The organism is Clostridium sp. CM037 (assembly GCF_055081095.1).
In genome coordinates this window covers 4,164,637-4,184,372 of record NZ_CM143650.1, presented here as the reverse complement: position 1 = coordinate 4,184,372, position 19,736 = coordinate 4,164,637, and the positions used below count along the sequence as shown (strand labels likewise).

Below are 19,736 nucleotides of genomic sequence, written 5' to 3'. Positions count from 1 at the left end.
GATAACAGATATAATTGTTATTTATATTAGAAGAATGTAAGGGGGATATAATATGATTGAAATTACTGGCGTAAATAAGAGCTATAATGGTAAGAATAAAGCTGTAGACAATATAAGTCTAAATATAAGGGACGGAGAGATATTTGGATTTTTAGGCCCAAATGGAGCAGGTAAAACTACTACCATAAAAATGATTACTGGAATATTAAGTGCTGATAGCGGAAGAATCAATATCAATGGAATTGATATTGAAAAAAATGATTTAGAGGCTAAAAAATTATTTGGCTTTGTACCAGACAATCCGGACATGTTCTTAAGACTTAAGGGTATTGAGTATTTAAACTTTATGGCAGATATTTATGATGTGCCAAGTATTATTAGAAAAGATAGGGTCGAAGCTTTAGCAAATAGATTTGAAATGAGCAATGCGCTAACGGACCAAATTCAAAGTTATTCTCATGGTATGAGACAAAAGATAATTATTATGGGAGCACTTCTTCATGAACCAGAAGTTTGGATTTTAGATGAGCCAATGACGGGCCTTGATCCTAAATCTTCATATGTTTTGAAGGAAATGATGAAAGAGCATGCAAATAACGGAAAAACCGTATTTTTCTCAACTCACGTTCTAGAAGTAGCTGAAAAAGTATGCGATAGGGTTGCTGTAATAAATAAGGGGAAAATATTATTCTGTGGAACCCTTGAAGAACTAAGGGAACATTTTAAAGCCAGTGGGTCACTTGAAAAAATCTTCTTGGAGATGACTGAAAATGTATAAATTTATAGCGCTAACTAAGGTATTATTAAAAACAGGAACTGGATCCCCTAATAGTAAGAAAGATAAAAAAAAGATAAAAGGAATATTGCTTGGATTACTTTTAGTACTAGCATTCACACCTATGGCTATAGGGTTTGGAGAGTTTATATTTACGGCCTATGATGGATTACATCAAATTGGTCAAGAAGCAGTTATATTGGGATTTGGATTATCTATTGTTAGCGTTGTAATTTTCTTTTTTGGTATTTTTTATGCTATGAGTATATTTTATTTTTCTATGGATGTAGAAAATTTATTACCACTACCTTTTAAACCTTGGCACATTATGGGAGCTAAATTTGCTGTAGTATTAATTTATGAATACTTCACAGAAATAATATTTTTTTTGCCTACAATAGTTGCTTACGGTATAAAGAGTAATGCAGGGGTGTTGTATTATGGCTATGGAGTTATTATATTTTTACTCTTGCCTATAGTTCCTTTAGTAATTGCATCTGTAATTAATATGATTATAATGAGATTTACTAATATAGCGAAAAACAAGGATAGGTTTAGATTAGTGGGTGGACTTATGGCTATGTGTTTTGGTGTAGGAATAAACATATATATCCAAAGGTTTTCACAAAATCTAAGCCATTCAGAAGTTACTAAAATGTTTGCACAGGGAAATAATTCCTTAGTTGGTTTGGCAACAAAGCTATTTCCTAGTACTAAGATAGCTGTAAATAGTTTAATTAATACTACTAATGTTCAGGGGTTTATCAATTTGATTTTATTTATAGTAATAACATTAGCTGCATTAATGATATTTATAATGTTGGGTGAAGCATTGTATTTTAAAGGTGTTATGGGAATATCTGAAACAACCTCAAAAAGGAAAACTCTTAGTAGCCTTGAGCTTATAAAAAATACGGCACAAAATTCCTCACTAAAGGTATATATAATAAAAGAGTTAAAGCTTTTATTTAGGACACCGATTTATTTTATGAATTGTGTACTTATGTATTTTTTATGGCCAGTATTTTTGCTTATACCAATTTTTGCACAAAAAGGTGCTAGTTCTCAACTTAATATGTTAGCTAAGTTTTTACAAAACAACAAAAGTTCAGGCGTAGCATTAGGCGGCTTCTTTGCATTTATGATTTTTGCATCTTGCAGTAATGCAATTGCAACTACAGCAATATCAAGAGAAGGTAAAAATGTATTTATATTAAAATACATACCTATGAAATATAAAGATCAGCTTATGGCAAAGGTATTATCTGCAGTAGTTTTAGGAATAGCTGGTATGCTTATGGTAACTATAATTGGTTTAATATTTCTTAAGATACCGATAGATTTAGTTTTATTAATGATTATAGTTGGTTTTTTTGGAATAGTATTTACATCTTTTATAGGGATATTTATTGATTTGAATTTCCCTAAACTTCAGTGGAGTACAGAGCAAGAGGCAATTAAACGGAATCTTAATGTTATGATTAGTATAATTATTTGCATAGCTTTAGGTGGGCTTACAGTATTTATGGTTATCAAATTTGAACTAACTAAATGGACTACATTTGCTATAATAGCATCTTCATATGCGATTATAGATGTAGTGCTGTATTACCTGTTAGGTACAAAAGGGGTAGAAATATTAAGAAAAATAGAGTCGTAAAATATAAAATAATGTTGACCTAAGTATAATTTATTGATTTTAGGATAAAAATATTGACATAGTGATTTATTTGCAATATGATTATTATTAAACAAATGCAATGATGAGAAGAGTAATAAGCCTAATTGTTAAAAGAGAGCTGAGAAGGGTGAAAATCAGTAGCAAGGTAGCTTATGAAGATGGCCTTTAAGCATATTATCTAAGTGAAAAATTTAAAGTTTATTGTGAAAATATACTTTTAAATTTAATTATTAGGATAATACGGGAGCAACCGTTATATTGACAGGTGATGATGGTCACCCATTGAGGTCTTTATAGTGATGTAAAGATAAATTAGAGTGGTAAAACGTTAAATACGTCTCTAAACAGAATTTTTTTCTGTTTAGAGATTTTTTTTATTTTCCGGGAAATTATAATCTTTGGGGATTATTAAAGCTAGTTAATATATTTATATTCATGGGACTGAGAACTATAAATAATTTCAATACGAGAGGTAGGATAAAACTATGACTAAAAAAACTTTTTACATTACTACACCAATTTATTATCCATCAGCAAAACTACACATCGGTAATACCTATACAACTGTTGCGGCGGATGCAATTGCTAGATTTAAGAGACTTACAGGCTATGATGTAATGTTCTTAACGGGAACAGATGAGCATGGTCAAAAGATTCAAAGAATAGCCGCGGAAAAAGGGGTTACTCCAAAACAGTATGTAGATAAAGTAGTAGCGGGTATACAAGAATTGTGGGAGCTTATGGACATAAGCTATGATAAGTTTATAAGGACTACAGATGAGTATCATAAGAAGTCTGTTCAAAAATTATTTAAGCAGCTATATGATCAAGGTGACATATATAAAAGTGCATATGAAGGATGGTACTGTACTCCCTGTGAATCTTTCTGGACAGAAACTCAGGCAGTAGATGGGAAATGCCCTGATTGTGGGAGGCCTGTGGAGAAAGCAAAGGAGGAAGCGTATTTTTTCAAAATGTCAAAATATGCTGAAAGACTTATAGAATATATAGAGACCCATCCAGGGTTTATTCAACCAGAATCAAGAAAAAATGAAATGTTAAATAACTTCTTAAGACCAGGGCTTCAAGATTTATGTGTTTCAAGAACAACCTTTGACTGGGGAATACCGGTAGAATTTGATCCAGGCCACGTTATATATGTATGGGTAGATGCTTTATCAAACTATATAACAGCCCTTGGATATAATGGCGAAGATACATCTTTTTATGAGAAATTCTGGCCGGCGGATGTACACTTAATAGGTAAAGATATATTAAGGTTCCATACAATTTATTGGCCAATTATGCTAATGGCATTAGACCTACCGCTTCCAAAACAAGTATTTGGCCATGGATGGCTTCTTGTTGACGGTGGAGTAAGAATGGCTAAATCCAGAGGAAATGTAGTGGACCCGGTAACACTAGTGAATCATTTTGGAGTGGATGCAGTAAGATATTATCTACTTCATGAAATACCATTTGGTTCAGATGGAATATTTACTAGTGAAATATTCATAAGGAAAACAAATTCAGACTTAGCCAATGATTTAGGAAACTTATTATCAAGAACAGTAACAATGGTAGAAAAGTATTTTGACGGCGTTATTCCAGCACCATCAGAAAAAGCTGATGTTGATAATGAACTAATAGAACTAGCGCTTGCAGTTCCAGGTAAGGTAGAGAAAGCTATAGGAGATTTGAAAATTTCTGAAGCATTGGACCATGCTTGGACACTTATTAGACGGACTAATAAATATATAGATGAAACAACCCCATGGATACTTGGAAAAGATGAATCGCAAAAGGGGAGACTGGGTACAGTATTGTACAATTTAGTAGAATCATTAAGAATGACATCAGTATTGATATCGGCGTTTTTACCAACTACAAGTAAGAAAATAAATGCTCAAATAAATGCAGAAATAACTACATGGGACAGCTTGGCATCCTTCGATGGAACAAGTGCAGGAACAAAAGTTAATAAAAGTGATATAATGTTCCCAAGAATAGATGTAGAAGCTAAAATAGAGGAGCTTGATGCACTTGTAGAAGCACAAAGAAAAGCGGTGCAAAAGCCCACTATGGAGAAATTAAAAGAAGAAATTACTATAGAAGATTTCGACAAGATAGATATGAGAGTGGTTAAAGTATTAGAGTGCGAGCCAATGAAAAAAGCTAAAAAGCTTCTTAAGCTAAAAGTAGATTTAGGTGGAGAAGTAAGACAAGTAATTTCAGGAATAGCTCAGCACTATAAGCCAGAAGACCTAATTGGAAAGTACGTAGTATTAGTAGCTAATTTAAAGCCTGTTACTTTAAGGGGAGAATTATCACAGGGGATGATAATTTCAGCAGCTACAGAAGACGATAGCAAGCTATTTGCAATATCGGTGCCGGGTGAATTACCTACTGGAAGTGCAGTAAGGTAATTTGAGTTTAGAAAGCATGAAGTGCTAGTAAATTAGACTTCATGCTTTTGCATTTGAATGTGCCTTATTTAGGGTAACATCGACCTATTGAACTTTAATAAGGATAGATTTATAATTAGGTGTTATAAATACTACTAAGAATTACAAGGAGGTAAATAATATGAAATTTATTATAGGTTCTTTAATCGGAGCTGTTATCGGGTATATAACCAATTGGTTAGCTATAAAGATGTTGTTTAGACCTCACAATGAGATTAGACTTTTTAAATTTAAAGTTCCATTTACTCCAGGTCTTATACCAAAAGAAAAATCTAGAATTGCTAAAAGTGTGGGTGAGTCTATAGGCCAACATCTTTTGACAAAGGAAACAATTATGGAGTCTTTATGCAGTGAAGATATGAATAAGCAATTGGATTCTTGGGTGCAAAGTAAGGTGTCTGATATGGGGAATAGCGAGAATGTAGTAGAAGATGAGATAAAATCCCTATTAGGCGATGAATATTGTGCTTTTTTGCAGAATACTAACAATAATCTTTCTAAATTACTTATAGAGTATATAAATGAAGAAGATGTTAAACAAGGTATTGCTAAATATGCATATGCACAAATAATGCTAGAACTAAAGGTTAAACCACAAACCATTTGTGAAAGTGAATTATATAATTCAATAAAAAATAAAGCGTTAAACATGGTTATTGAGTATAAAAATTCGGAAGAATTTTATAAGGAAATTCAAAAAATATTAAAAGATAAGGTAGCTCAGTTAGTGGTTTTAGACAAGAATTTTGAGGAAGTTATACCTAGTACGATGATAAGCAATTTAAAAGTATATGTTTATGGGAAAAGATATAATATTGCCATGGAAATAAAAAAAACAATGAAAGAAGAAAAAAACAGTCAGAAATTAAGAAAAATTGTAGGGGAAACAATAAGTACTAAACTAAGCCCCATGATAGCAATGTTTATGAATGTGGATAGTGTTTATGAAAAAGTTGCAATTGGGATAGACGAATTCTTAGATGATACGAAAAATCATAATGATATTGCCTTAAGTATTAATGATATAATAGACAAGTTGCTCAAAAATTCAATGTCTACTGTGTTTTCTGAATTACCAGGAGAAGGGATAGACGACGGTATAGAGCCTTTGATTAATTTATTTACAACAAAGGTTGTAGATGAAAAATTTATTAGCGACACTTTTGATAAGTTAGAGGGTAAATTTAATAAGTACATGTCTATTGAGGAATTGCTCGAAAAAATAGGCATAGATTATAAAAATGAAATAGAAAAATTTATAAAAAATCGAATAGAAGCTATGGCAAAAAGCAATTCTGCAAAAATAAAAATTACAGAAATAGTATCTGTAATGATTAATAGATTCTTACATATGGGAACTAAATCAATATTTAATGGAAAGGGGGATAAAATACCCCAATCTGTTTCCAAAGTAGCTCTTGAGCTATACAATAAATTCGTAGAGAATAAGTCTGCTGACGTAATTGAAGTGTTGAATGTAGCTAAGATTGTTGAAGACAAAATCAATGAATTTGATGTAGCTTTTTCAGAGAAAATTATATTAGACATTGCTAGCAAAGAGTTAAGAGCTATAACTTGGCTCGGAGCACTGCTCGGCGCAATTATGGGATTATTATCACCTGTATTAGGGTCGCTTTAGTACATTATTAATTAATAGGTAAAAGTCACTTTCGTCGCAAAGTGGCTTTTATTTATTGTGCGCCCGGCATGGGCGCAATCTAATGGGTGAAAGTCCCTAGCACGGGTTAATAGTGCCAAGTGCATAGCTTAAGACAAGGGTGTCCACCGCGAGGTGGAATCTGAAGGAAGTCGGCGGCGAAACTCTGGTCTGACGAACAGAAACTACATATAAGGCATATGCTTGTGGGTAAGTTTGCAATACAAAATGAAGCCCAAAACTATTCGAAACAGGCGATGTAAATGTAGCAGATAGATGGAGTGAAAGATTGCGTTCTTACCCGGGGAGATCTGATAGGTAAGTTGTGGATATGAATTTAGAAATAACAAACTATACAGTGATGTATGGCTGAACTATCAGAAGTCAGCAGACGTCATAGTACCATGCTAAACGCGTTAGCGTGGGAAGGACTGAACAATAGGAGGTTTTGAAATTTTGAAAGATACGAAGAAATATGATGAAAGCAGACAACTTCATAAAGAAGGCTCTCTACGAGAGAATAAAGTGGAACTTAAAGGTAACGTAGAAGTGCATAGTATTTCTCCTATGTCAGAAGAAGGAAGAAACGATGTGAATAGATACGGTAATGATTTACTCGAACAAGTATCGTCGAGAGATAATATGAATAAAGCATATAAAAGAGTAAAAGCAAATAAAGGAAGTCATGGTATTGATGGGTTGACGGTAGATGAACTTCTACAACACCTAAAAGAGCATGGACAAGAATTAAGGCAATCATTACTGGAAAACAGATATAGACCTCAAGCAGTAAGAAGGGTGGAAATACCCAAACCTGATGGGGGAATAAGACTACTTGGAATACCTACTGTAGTAGATAGAGTTGTTCAACAAGCAATCTCACAAGTTCTAATACCAATATATGAAAACAAATTTTCAGATAATAGCTATGGTTTTAGACCTTTAAGAAGTGCAAAGCAAGCTGTTGAAAAATGTAGGGGATATATTAATGCTGGACATACATGGACAGTAAATATAGACCTTTCTAAATACTTTGATACGATAAATCACGATAAATTAATAAGGATACTATCGGAAGATATTAAAGATAGTAGAGTAATCTCTCTGATACGAAAGTATCTACAAAGTGGAGTGATGATAAATGGGGTATTTATGAATACTGAAGAAGGAGCACCTCAAGGTGGACCCTTGTCCCCATTATTGAGTAACGTAATGTTACATGAACTTGATGTAGAACTAACAAAGCGAGGACTAAACTTTTGTAGGTATGCTGATGATGCTAATATATATGTTAAAAGTGAGAAATCAGCAAATAGAGTAATGAAGAGTATTACAAGATTTATTGAGGAAAAATTAAAGCTTAAAGTGAATAAAGAAAAGAGTACAGTAGATAGATCTTGGAAACTTAAATTTTTAGGATTTTCGTTTTACCGAGCAAAAGGTGAATACAGAATGAGAGTTCCTCAAAAACCTATAAGTAAATTCAAAGCAAAGCTAAAGGAATTAACTTCAAGAAGTAATGCGATGAGCATGGAATATAGATTTATGAAACTTAAGCAAGTGATAGTTGGATGGGTAAATTATTTTGCTATCGCAGATATTAAAAGCATTCTCAAAACACTTGATGAATGGTTAAGGCGAAGGATTAGAATGTGTTTTTGGAAACAATGGAAAAAGATTAAAACCAAATATAAAAACCTTGTTAAATTAGGCTTGAACAAGAATAAAGCCTGGCAATATACAAACACAAGGAAGAGCTATTGGAGAACATCCAATAGCCCTATATTAAACAAAACATTGACCAATAAATACCTTAAAAATATAGGATTAGTTTCTATATCTGAGACATATTTATTAAAACATTAATTCTTATTGAACCGCCGTGTACCGAACGGTATGCACGGTGGTGTGAGAGGTCGCTAAATAAACTAATTATTTAGCTCCTACTCGATTTAACTAAATTGTCGATTATACAATTTTGCAAATAGTTGAATATTAGTGATATAATATCAAACAGACATTTGAATTATATTAAAGAATTTATTATTACATAGAAAGGATGGTGAAAACTGTAATTAAACTTTTGAAATTAACGGGTTTAACGACAGTATAGATTATGATATTTGATTCACATGCACATTATGATGATGAGGCCTTTAATGGAGATAGAGAAGAAGTAATAAAGGGGTTAAACGATAAAGGAGTAATAGGGGTTTTAAACTGCGGTGCATCACTTGACGGTGCAAGAATGTCAGTAGAGTTATCCAATAAATATGATTTTATATACTCGGCGGTAGGAATACATCCTGAATATGCAAATATTGTTAATGAGGAAATTATTGAAGAATTAAGGAATTTAACACATTATCCAAAGGTTAGAGCTATAGGAGAAATAGGATTAGATTATTATTACGACGAAAACCCAGATAGAGAAATTCAAAAAGCGGCTTTTGAACTTCAAATGGAGCTTGCAAAAGAACTTGGATTACCAGTGGTTATTCATGATAGGGACGCCCATAAAGATACGTTAGATATATTAAAGAAATTTCCGGAAGTAGTAGGGGTAGTTCACTGCTTTTCAGGAAGTGTTGAATTTGCTAAGGAGTGTTTAAAATTAGGGTATTATATAGGCTTCACTGGTGTTATAACCTTTAAAAATGCAAAAAAAACGGCAGAGATTGCAAGGATCGTACCAATGGACAGGATACTAGTAGAAACGGATTGTCCATACATGGCGCCTGTACCGCATAGAGGGAAAAGAAACCAATCGGATTATATTCAGTACATAATAGAAAAAATATCAGAAGTTAAGGGTAAAACCATAGGAGAAATTGAAAATGCAACAATATATAATATAAAACAATTGCTAAAAATTTACAAATAGTGTAGAATGGTTATTAATACGATTAGTGTGATAATTTTACACGGAATTGTTGGTAATTAAAATTAAATTTCCAACATATGATTTTAATGGTGAATATTAATTTGCCGGGTTACCCTCAAGAATGGGCTAGTTGAGATGGTTTAAGAATATAATTATATGCAAAAAGATGCATTAAAAGTCGAAACTAAGAATAATTGGGTCGAAATTTGACATATTTAATGCTTCAAGGTATAATACCCAAGTATTCTTGACTAAGGGAGGGAATTTATATGATAAAAAACGCGAAAAATAATTTTAAGAACTATTTTTCAAATGGTCCCAAGACATTTTTTGTAGTAATGCTATTATTAACATGCATTTCAGTTACTATGTTTAACATGAAAAAAGCTATATCTGTTATTGTTGATGGAAAGTCTATAGAAGTTATAACTTTAAAAAGTAATGTTACTCAAATACTAAAAAGTAACAATATAGCATTAGGGTCAAAAGACCAAATAACAGTTAGTTTAGACAGTAAAGTAAAAGACGGAGATAAAATATATATAAAAAAAGCTGTAAATGTCAAAGTAACAGTTGATGGGAAAGAATTAAATATACAAACTGCTGAAAAAACGGTAGAAGATATGCTGAAAGCAGAAAAAATTGTATTAGGTGATGAAGACAAGATTACCCCATTAAAAAGTGATTCGCTAAAATCAGGTCTCGCAGTAAAGGTAACAAGGGTAAACACTGAGAATGTGAAGGAAACTAAAGCAGTTAAATTTGCAACCGAAATTAAAAGCAGCGATGAACTAAATAAAGGTGTTAAGAAAGTTATTCAAAAAGGCATAACAGGTCAGAAGGTTATAACTTCAGCTGTTGTTTATGAAAATGGCAAAGAGGTATCTAGAAAATTAGTTAATGAAGAATTTAAAGCACAGCCCGTTAAGGAAATAATTGCATTAGGTAATACTAGTGTATATACCCCATCCCGTGGAGGCGATATTAGTTATACTAGAAAATTGAAGGTTAGGGCAACAGCATATACTGCTGATTATAGTTGCACTGGTAAGAGTGCAGGCGACCCTGACTTTGGTATAACTAGCACTGGGGTGAGGGCAAAAAGAAACTCAGATGGGTATAGTACTATAGCCGTTGATCCTAGCGTTATTCCATTAGGAAGCAAGATTTACGTAGAAGGGTACGGATATGGTATTGCAGAAGATATAGGTGGGGCTATAAAGGGTAATCATATAGATTTGTATTACGACTCCAGTGATGAAATGTGGGGTTGGGGAGCACGAAATGTAAGTATCTATATTGTGAAATAGGAGCGCAAGCTCCTTTTTTGTTTTATAGTTCACTATTAATAAGTAAAATGGTATTATAGATACAGCAATAAAAAGAAATACTAAGGGATGTTTTTGTTTTTTATGATTATATAATAAGGAAAATGCCTTAGTTTATCATAGCAGGTCGATAACCACATAATAAGTGGTGCCCTGCGGTATGAAGAATTAGGAGGACAATATGATTAAAGAAGTGATAGTAGTTGAGGGAAGAGATGATATTACAGCAGTTAAAAGAGCGGTAGACGCTGAACTAATTTCTGTAGGAGGCTTTGGAATCAACGAAAAGGTAATTAGTAAAATAAGGGAAGCGCAAAAGCGAAAAGGGGTAATAGTATTTACAGACCCAGACTTTGCTGGAGAAAAAATAAGAAAGATTATTACTAAAAGAGTAGCAAATGTAAAACATGCGTACATATCTCAAAAGGAAGGTACTAAGGACGGAGATATAGGTGTTGAAAATGCATCACCTGAAACAATATTAAGGGCTCTCGAAACTGCAAAATTTGAAGTCCAAGAGAAAAGAAAAGAGTTTGACGTGCAAGATATGATATTTTTCAAGTTAACAGCAGATATTAGAGCTAAGGAAAGACGCCATGCGCTAGGAAACGAATTAGGTATAGGATACGGTAATTCGGCGCAATTTATAACTAGGTTAAACAATTATGGAATTATAAAAGAAGAATTTATAAATGCTGTACAAAAAATAAACAAGGAGATGAATTATGGCAGATTTGACGATTAGTGAGGTTAGCAAAAAATATGAATTTAGGTTCAAAAAAGGTTTAGGCCAAAATTTTTTAATAGATGACTCTGTGTTAGACGATGTCGTAGAGGGGGCAGAAGTTAATGAAGAAGATTTTATTATCGAAATAGGACCAGGATTCGGTACATTAACTAGAGCACTTTTAAGGAGAGCTAAAAGAGTTTGTGCTATAGAACTAGACGAAAAACTTTTGCCGATTTTGCAAGATGAACTAAAAGAGTTCGATAATTTTGAGCTTATACATAATGATGCTTTAAAAGTGGATTTTAATGAATTAATTAAGGATGAAAAATCTGTAAAATTAGTTGCTAATTTACCATATTACTTAACGACACCAATAATTGTTAACCTACTTACTGGGGGTTATAATTTTAAATCTTTAACTATAATGATACAAAAGGAAGTTGCGCAGAGGATAGATTCAGAGCCAAATTGCAAAGCTTACGGAGCCTTTTCAATATTAGTTCAGTACTACTGTGACACGAAAATACTTCGGCTCGTGCCGCCTTCAGCATTTTTGCCGCAGCCTAAAGTAGAATCTATGGTTATAAGATTAGATAGATTAAAAGAGCCTAAAGTTAAGGTGAAGGATGAAGAATTATTCTTCTCTATAGTTAGAAAATCTTTTAATATGAGAAGGAAAATCTTATGGAATTCTGTTAAAGATATAGGAATTCCTAAAGAAGATTTACTAAAATGTTTTGAAAGAGCAAGCATTGATCCTAAGAGGAGAGGCGAGACTTTATCACTGCAAGAGTTTGCAACGCTTTCGGATGAAATAGGACTTGTAAAATAAATTTCCATATAGTGTTCATTTTTTATAATATAGTTCATATATTATAATGAATAAGTTTTATATGGAGGTAAATGCAGGTGACACCTAAAAAAAATTATAGTAGGTACTTTATTATATTACAAGAAGATGAAAAAGGCTATTCATTAGAAGCTGACAAGATTCCATCTGGATATGCAAAGCTCGAAATGAAAAACAGTAAATGTAAGGTTTCATACTACGTGCAAAACCTAAGGAAGGAAAAACAACCTTATTACATGATTTTAATATGCGGCAAAAAAGATGTAAACAAAATTATAAAAGTTGGCAAATTGAACATAGACGATCACGGTAGGGTAGACATTTCCCATGAATATGATATGGACAATATAGCGGATACCGGCATTTCTGCTGAAAAAATTATTGGAGCTGCAATTGTAAAATTCTTAGATGTTAATGTGATTTCAATAATGAGTGGATTTTCAACAACAGATAAACCAAATGAGTGGAAAAACTATAAACTAGCGGATTGTAATAAGGAAAAGAAGGAAACTAGAGCAGATGATATAAGTAATGAATTTGATAAATATGAACAAAGCATTGAATTAATTAAAGTGAAAAATGCTGACGTAGTCGAACATTTAGAAGCTCAGGAGAAGGTAGATGGAGCAGCAGACACAAAAGCAGACACAAAGAAAAGAGGTAATACCGAAGATATTGGACCTCTAGAAGCTCAAGATAAAGTAGCTGATGAAGTAGTCGAACATTTAGAGACTCAGGAGAAGATGGATGAAGCAGCGGATACAAAAGTAGACACAAAGAAAAGAGGTAATATCGAAGATCTTGGATCTTTAGAAGCTCAAGATAAAGTAGCTGATGAAGTAGTCGAACATTTAGAGACTCATGAGAAGGTGGATGAAGCAGCGGATAAAAAGGTAGAAACAATGAAAAGAGGTAATACCGAAGATCTTGGACCTTTAGAAGCTCAAGATAAAGTCGATAAAGTAGACAAGGTAGATACTGTGCAAAGAATTAATATTGAAGATGTTGAGGTTTCAGACGAACTAAAAGGAAAAAATGAAGTTAAGAAACTTGAAGATGATTTTGATGTAAATAGAGATAAGGATAAAAAGCAACATAAAGAAAATAAAAAAGATGAGTGTAATTATAAGGAGAAAAATTATTCAAAAGAGGAATATCCTAAAGGCAATATGGGAGAATTCTTTAAGGCAGTAGCGCAAGATTTTGATGAAGTACCTGATTTTTCTAATGAAATTAAATGGTGTAAATGGTATAAGGTACCGGTTAGTAATTTAGAGAATATGTATGATTTGAGTGACTATAACAAATATACAATAGCATATTATCCTATGATTTCGTATTATCCGTATATTAGAAATTATAAATCTTTTATGTTAGGATATAAATGTGACTCAAGCGGGAAAATGAAATATATTGTTTATGGAATACCGGGAAGTAAAGCTAAAACTCATCAACCTTATGGAGGGAAAACTGGTTTTGTAAGTTGGATTTCAGATAAAGAGAATGATGAAATGGGATATTGGCTGATGTTTTATGATTTTAAAAATTCTACAATTGTTGTACCTTTAAAAAAATAATATATGTAAAATTAAATGTGTGGCTAAATAATTTAGTCGCACATTTAATTTTTTAATATTCTTTTAATATATATCATATAGTATATTAACATTAATATGTGGAGGGGTACAGTGAAGGTTATACTTATAAACAGAAAAAAAGTTGGAATTATAGTAATAATCCTCGGACTGATGATCACGCTTTTGGGGATATCAAAACAATTTGATGACAAGCTAAAAGCTACTATTCTTGTGGAGAATGATATTAAATTGCTTAATGAGTATACAGCTATAGACGGAAAGGTAAGTTACAAATTGCCGGTTGGATGGACGACTACAGAAAAAAAAATTTCTGGTGGTGAGATTATGTATCATAATGATTTTCAATCAAATGATGCAGTTATTCATGGCTTTGTAGAAGTTTGGAAAGGTAAACAGGACTTAAAAGCATTTTTAGATAGTAGCAAAGAGATATCACAGAAGCAAAATGCGATTAGAAATTATAAAATAGATGACACTATTATAAATGGGAAAAAGACATACTTAGTGAAATACTTAATTGATGTAAGCGATAATAATTGGTACAAGGCCTATGAATATTTTATTGATGATGGAAAAGAGTTTTATAGAATTTCATTTTTTACAAGAAATGTTAATTTTAAAGAGACTTATGGAGCTATTTTTGAAAGTATAGTTGAGACTTTGAAAGTTCGATAGGGTGGCTTAGATATTTCTCCAAATGTCGTATGAAATTAATTAGAGTTGCTTAAAACTTTTTAAAGTATTATAATTTATTTAATGATATCTAAAAGACAGTCCATTACTATATTGTGAGTCGTTAAGTCATCACCTGCGGAGCTGTTGCAGCACTGAAGGTGATGATTTAACGAGTTATGAGCTAAGAGCTAAGAGGATCAGTTATGCTTCTCTTAGTATTTTATTGTGCTAAGCAGCTTAAATAAAGCAATAAAAAGGAGATGAATTTTAAAAGAATAAAAGAAACTTTGTGGAAATAATATTTGAGAGTTAGGATAACAATATATAATTGTTATTTCCTGCAGAGATTAGCTAGGGGGATAACAAATGATTAAAAATAAAAACAAACTAATTATATTTTGTTTTATAATTATAACTTCATTTATATTTACGGGATGTAAAAGCTTTGATGTAATTAAAGTAAAGCTTGGAGTGAAAAATGTTGATTTTGAGTATATTGAGCAGGGAAGAATTAAAAAAATAATAATACAAAGTACTAGAGATAAAAGCTTTAGATTTGTGGTCACGGATGAAATAGCTATAAAAGATTTACATAAAATTTTATCGTCAGCTAAGGAAGTTAAAGAAAAGTCAGCACTAGAGGCTGATTATATTTTTGAAATGTATGAAGGTGTCGATAAAGTCCATAAATTTAGTTATATAGCGGGACTTGATAAAAAAGATGGAGCTAATTTATATAGTGCAGATAAAAGTTATATTGTATCTAAAAGGATTGACAATGATATCATAGAAAACTTTTGGAATATTAGAAAGCCTATAGATTTTGAAACTGTATATTATGATTCGATTTTAAAGGTATTAGATAAGTATATAAAGGATGATGATAAAAGCAAAAAAATATTTGTCGATATAAGTGAAGATAATGAAGTGGCTAAATTTATATTATCAACTGATTTAGAATCATTTAAAAGTAAGCTATTAAATAATTTTAATGCACTATTGGTAAAAGATAAAAATACAGGATATGATGAGTTAGTAAGTGTTAAAACGGAAGGATACAAATCCACTATATACAAATCTTCTGTGACGATTAAGAATAAAGCGAATGAGAAGGAAAAGAAATATTACGTAGTAGCGAAATATGATAAAGGATGGAATATTGAAATTTTTGAAGATGAAAAACCTAATGAATTTTAATAATATTGCAAAAAATAATAAAAAACTGTATTTAAAAATAAATGCAGTTTTTATTATTAAACTTAATTAGAGAAAATTTATCATTGTATCGTTAAGCATATTAGTAGGAGCATCAATATTTAAATCAATAGTATCTCCTATTTTTGAATTTTTAGGTAAGCGGGAAACACTTACGTTTATACTAGTTCCATTTAAAAAATTTATAAAAGCATCAGTATTGCTCATATCTATTATTTTACCAAACATTATAAAACCATCCTTTCATAATATATAAACTATATTTATTATAGTTTTAGCAAAGAACACTATTATATTCATGAAAGTGATAATGTTTTTATGTATAATATGAACAAATGGACTTGCGTGCGAGAGGGTATGATTTATATTATCCATAAACTAAGAAACACCTATCACAAAGTGATAGGTGTTTTTTCTATAATTAATTTATATTATAGATTAGATTTTGAATTATAATCTAGTAACGTTTGAAGCTTGAGGGCCTCTAGCGCCAGTAGTTATTTCGAATTGAACTTGTTGTCCTTCTTCTAAAGATTTATATCCGTCTCCTTGAATAGCTGAAAAATGTACGAATACATCCTCTTCTCCTTCTACGGATAAGAAACCAAACCCTTTTTCTGAATTAAACCATTTAACTGTACCTGTTTTCATATAACTTTCCTCCTGAATAAAAAAATTTGTAACATTTGTAACATAACTATTATGATACTACACTTTGGTGAATTTTTAAATAGTTTTTTGAAAATAATAATATTATCTATGTATTTATACTATTTTTTTACTGAAATGTATCTAAACACAACTTATATTATAATATCATAGCTATTTATAAAAATATATTCACCTACAACACTTTATTAATTTATAATAGATTTTAATTTAAATTGTATATATAGTTTGGCTTTTAATATGTTTTTTATACTATTTTATTTTTAAAGTTTTTATCAGGATGATATTATCAAAATTGAGTGGGTAGGTTAACTAATTATGTTAATAAGGCGATAACTATAAAAAATCAAAGGATATCGAGGTAACTAAAAATTAATTGGCTGTATTATATGATAGAAGTTAATTTAGAAATTGATATAAATTTTTTACTAGAGTATAATAAGCAAAGTAAAAGATACTGTGTTCGGAGGGGTCAAAATATGCTACATGTTGTCAAAAGAGATGGACGAGAGGTTCAATTCAATTCAATTAAAATTACAAATGCCATAAAGGGAGCGATGGATGAGATCGCTTTTAATTTAAAAGAAAGTGAAGTTATAGAGCTAACTCAAAAGGTCATAGAAAAAATTGAGGATTTGGAGAAACAGCAACTAACTGTTGAAGAAATACAGAATATTGTTGAAGGTACACTTTTAGAAAATGGTCATAAGGCTATTGGAGTAGCTTTTTCTAATTACAGACGCGAACGTAACAAGATTAGAGAAATAAAATCAGACCTTATGAAAGCTATAGAAAAAATAGGCGTAGAGACAGATAGAGATAATGCTAATGTGGGTAATAACTTTAGTTCTAAGTTACTTAGAATTGCTAGCGAATCAAACAAATGGCATAATTTATCTATGATGCCTAAGCATTTATCAAAAGCACATGAAAATGGTGACGTATATTACCATGATCTAGATAGCTATAATTTAACTGTAAATTGTTTGCATATACCAACAAGAGAAGTTTTAGAAAGAGGGTTTAATACAGGATATGGATATATAAGAAAAGCAAAAAGGATAGAGTCTGCAGCAGAACTTTCATGCATTTTACTTCAATCAACGCAGAATGATATGTTTGGAGGTCAATCACATCCGGATTTTGACAATGACATGGCGGCATTTATAGAATATACAAGGCTAGAAATTAGACAAGAAATTAGAGAACTTGGTGTAGATGAGCACAAAATTTGCGAATTTGCGGAACGTAAATTAAGAAGAGCTGTAGAACAATCTATGCAGGGCATAGTATATAACCTAAACACAATGCATAGCAGAGCTGGATCACAAGTGCCTTTTAGTTCGATGAATATTGGAGTACCGGAATCTAAAGACGCAGCACTCGTATGTGAAATATTTTTAATTGAATACGAAAAAGGACTTGGAAAAGGGGAACAACCTGTATTTCCAAACATAATTTTTAGAGTTAAAAAAGGGGTCAATAGAGAAAAGACTGACCCATATCACTACTTATATAAGCTTGCTTGCCGCGTTGCTAGTAGGAGAATGAATCCTACCTTTATGAACTTGGATGCTGATTTTAATAAATTCTACTATGATCAAGGGATTACTCCGGCTACCATGGGATGCCGTACTTATATTTGTTCTAATGCAAATGGAGAGGCAGGAACAAAAGGGAGAGGAAATATTGCTCCAGTAACTTTAAATCTTCCTAGACTTGGTATATTAGCGAAGGGAGAGGTAGATAAGTTTTATAAATTACTTGATAGTAAGTTAGAACTTTCTAGAGAAGCACTTATGCATAGATATGATGTTTTAAAAAAATTAAGAGTTAAGGATCTACCTTTTGTAGCAGGGCAAGGTCTTATGGTAGGTAGTGAAGGGTTATTACCTGAGGATTCCATAGAACCTATTTTAAAAAATGGATCATGGGGTATTGGTTTTATAGGGCTTGCAGAAACGGTAGCGTCGCTAACTGGAAAACATCATGGAGAATGCGCAGACTCCAGAAAATTAGGAGTTGATATAATATCTTATATAAGGAATTATACTGACAAGCTAATAGATGAAACTAAGCTTAATTGGAGTGCTTATGCTACGCCGGCTGAAGGATTAAGTGGTAGATTTATACTTCAAGATAAGGCTGTATTTGGTGAAATACCAGGGGTTACTGATAAAGAATATTATACAAATAGTTATCATATTCCAGTAGGGTATCCAATATCAATTAAGGAAAAAATAGATATCGAGGCGCCTTATCATAAATTATGTAATGGTGGACATATTAGTTATATAGAACTTGACGATTATCCAACAGAAGAAATTATAATGGACATATTAGATTATGCATATAAGCAAACGAACATTAGTTATATGGGCATAAATTTCCATATAAGATATTGTAAAGACTGTGGAACATATCTCCAAAGTGGAGCACATAAATGTAGCAAATGTGGAAGTAGTAATATACAAGGGATTTCAAGAGTAACAGGTTACTTAAGTTTGGATGAGAGATTCGGTAACGGGAAGACAGCAGAGAGAGCCGATAGAATATCTCATACTGCGGGTCATGTATCTACATATTAAAAATCGACTAAGTACGATGAAAATGATGGGCAATTGTATTAAACAATTGCCCATCATTTTCATGTGATTATTTTATAAAAGGTGGTGGATTGAATGAAACTTCAAATAGGCGGATTTCTAGATAATTCATTAGTTAATGGAGATGGACTTAGGTCTGTAATTTTTGTGTCTGGATGCATGCATAACTGTAAAAGTTGCCAAAATGAGTTTATGCAAGATTTTAATTATGGGGATTCTATTTCAATAGATGATATTGCACAAAAAATAGAGAATAATATGCCTATAATAAAAGGGGTTACCTTTTCAGGAGGAGAGCCTTTTGAGAGTGCGATAGCTTTAACGAAACTATCAGAGAAATTAAAGGGCCAGGGATTAAATATTTGGTGTTATAGTGGATACACTTTCGAAGAACTAATACATAGCAGAGATAGTGACAAACTAAGGCTACTAAGTTGTATTGACGTACTTATTGATGGCAGATTTGATAAAGAATTAAAGGAAGGCGCTAGTAAGTATACTGGATCATCTAATCAGAGAATCATTGATGTTCAAAAAAGTATTTTAGAAAATCAAATTGTGTTATGGAATAAGCAAATATAAAATTCATTATTAATAATTTGA

Annotated in this window: 16 protein-coding genes; 14 read left to right on the top strand and 2 right to left on the bottom strand. The window is 31.8% G+C overall.

Annotation, left to right across the window (positions count from 1 at the left end; genetic code table 11):
• The first annotated feature begins 52 nt into the window (after nucleotides 1-52).
• The 12 genes from ACWJKP_RS20000 (at nucleotide 53) to ACWJKP_RS19945 (ending at nucleotide 15,840) form a co-directional block, all read left to right on the top strand.
• Nucleotides 53-778: an ABC transporter ATP-binding protein gene (locus ACWJKP_RS20000; RefSeq protein WP_165414496.1), complete on the top strand. Its 726-nt coding sequence runs from the start codon at nucleotides 53-55 to the stop codon at nucleotides 776-778.
• The gene (locus tag ACWJKP_RS19995; protein ID WP_462961366.1) at nucleotides 771-2,435 is read left to right on the top strand and encodes a putative ABC transporter permease subunit; all 1,665 of its coding nucleotides are present in this window, start codon (nucleotides 771-773) and stop codon (nucleotides 2,433-2,435) included. The genes ACWJKP_RS20000 and ACWJKP_RS19995 overlap by 8 nt, the downstream gene beginning before the upstream one ends.
• 506 nt (nucleotides 2,436-2,941) lie before the next feature.
• Entirely contained in the window at nucleotides 2,942-4,882 is a 1,941-nt protein-coding gene (metG, locus tag ACWJKP_RS19990) for a methionine--tRNA ligase (RefSeq protein ID WP_165414498.1), read from the top strand.
• A gap of 160 nt (nucleotides 4,883-5,042) precedes the next feature.
• The gene (locus ACWJKP_RS19985) at nucleotides 5,043-6,560 is read left to right on the top strand and encodes a DUF445 family protein (RefSeq protein WP_462961365.1); all 1,518 of its coding nucleotides are present in this window, start codon (nucleotides 5,043-5,045) and stop codon (nucleotides 6,558-6,560) included.
• 474 nt (nucleotides 6,561-7,034) lie between these two features.
• Nucleotides 7,035-8,444, top strand: coding sequence for a group II intron reverse transcriptase/maturase (ltrA, locus tag ACWJKP_RS19980; RefSeq protein ID WP_224578726.1), 1,410 nt, complete (start codon nucleotides 7,035-7,037; stop codon nucleotides 8,442-8,444).
• 250 nt (nucleotides 8,445-8,694) lie between these two features.
• On the top strand, nucleotides 8,695-9,462 hold the full coding sequence (locus tag ACWJKP_RS19975; RefSeq protein WP_165412900.1) for a TatD family hydrolase: 768 nt from the start codon (nucleotides 8,695-8,697) through the stop codon (nucleotides 9,460-9,462).
• A gap of 269 nt (nucleotides 9,463-9,731) precedes the next feature.
• Nucleotides 9,732-10,772: a 3D domain-containing protein gene (locus ACWJKP_RS19970; RefSeq protein WP_165412901.1), complete on the top strand. Its 1,041-nt coding sequence runs from the start codon at nucleotides 9,732-9,734 to the stop codon at nucleotides 10,770-10,772.
• A 199-nt stretch (nucleotides 10,773-10,971) separates the two neighbouring features.
• A complete protein-coding gene (gene rnmV / locus ACWJKP_RS19965; RefSeq protein ID WP_165412902.1) occupies nucleotides 10,972-11,535 on the top strand; it encodes a ribonuclease M5 in 564 nt (187 codons plus the stop codon).
• Complete coding sequence (gene rsmA, locus ACWJKP_RS19960) at nucleotides 11,516-12,352, top strand: 16S rRNA (adenine(1518)-N(6)/adenine(1519)-N(6))-dimethyltransferase RsmA (RefSeq protein WP_165412903.1); 837 nt, start codon at nucleotides 11,516-11,518, stop codon at nucleotides 12,350-12,352. The genes rnmV and rsmA overlap by 20 nt, the downstream gene beginning before the upstream one ends.
• A 77-nt stretch (nucleotides 12,353-12,429) precedes the next feature.
• On the top strand, nucleotides 12,430-13,947 hold the full coding sequence (locus tag ACWJKP_RS19955; protein ID WP_165412904.1) for a DUF7922 domain-containing protein: 1,518 nt from the start codon (nucleotides 12,430-12,432) through the stop codon (nucleotides 13,945-13,947).
• 111 nt (nucleotides 13,948-14,058) lie between these two features.
• Nucleotides 14,059-14,643, top strand: a complete 585-nt coding sequence (locus ACWJKP_RS19950) for a hypothetical protein (protein WP_187351422.1) — start codon at nucleotides 14,059-14,061, stop codon at nucleotides 14,641-14,643.
• Between the two features lie 366 nt (nucleotides 14,644-15,009).
• The gene (locus ACWJKP_RS19945; protein WP_165412905.1) at nucleotides 15,010-15,840 is read left to right on the top strand and encodes a hypothetical protein; all 831 of its coding nucleotides are present in this window, start codon (nucleotides 15,010-15,012) and stop codon (nucleotides 15,838-15,840) included.
• Between the two features lie 66 nt (nucleotides 15,841-15,906).
• Here the strand turns inward: ACWJKP_RS19945 and ACWJKP_RS19940 are convergent, their stop codons facing one another.
• A complete protein-coding gene (locus ACWJKP_RS19940) occupies nucleotides 15,907-16,086 on the bottom strand; it encodes a hypothetical protein (RefSeq protein WP_165412906.1) in 180 nt (59 codons plus the stop codon).
• Between the two features lie 222 nt (nucleotides 16,087-16,308).
• Entirely contained in the window at nucleotides 16,309-16,509 is a 201-nt protein-coding gene (locus ACWJKP_RS19935) for a cold-shock protein (protein WP_071611001.1), read from the bottom strand.
• Nucleotides 16,510-17,006: 497 nt separating this feature from the next.
• Here ACWJKP_RS19935 and nrdD point away from each other — a divergent pair, with 497 nt between their 5' ends.
• Entirely contained in the window at nucleotides 17,007-19,115 is a 2,109-nt protein-coding gene (gene nrdD / locus ACWJKP_RS19930) for an anaerobic ribonucleoside-triphosphate reductase (RefSeq protein ID WP_165412907.1), read from the top strand.
• Between the two features lie 93 nt (nucleotides 19,116-19,208).
• Entirely contained in the window at nucleotides 19,209-19,715 is a 507-nt protein-coding gene (gene nrdG, locus ACWJKP_RS19925) for an anaerobic ribonucleoside-triphosphate reductase activating protein (RefSeq protein ID WP_165412908.1), read from the top strand.
• Nucleotides 19,716-19,736: the final 21 nt, after the last annotated feature.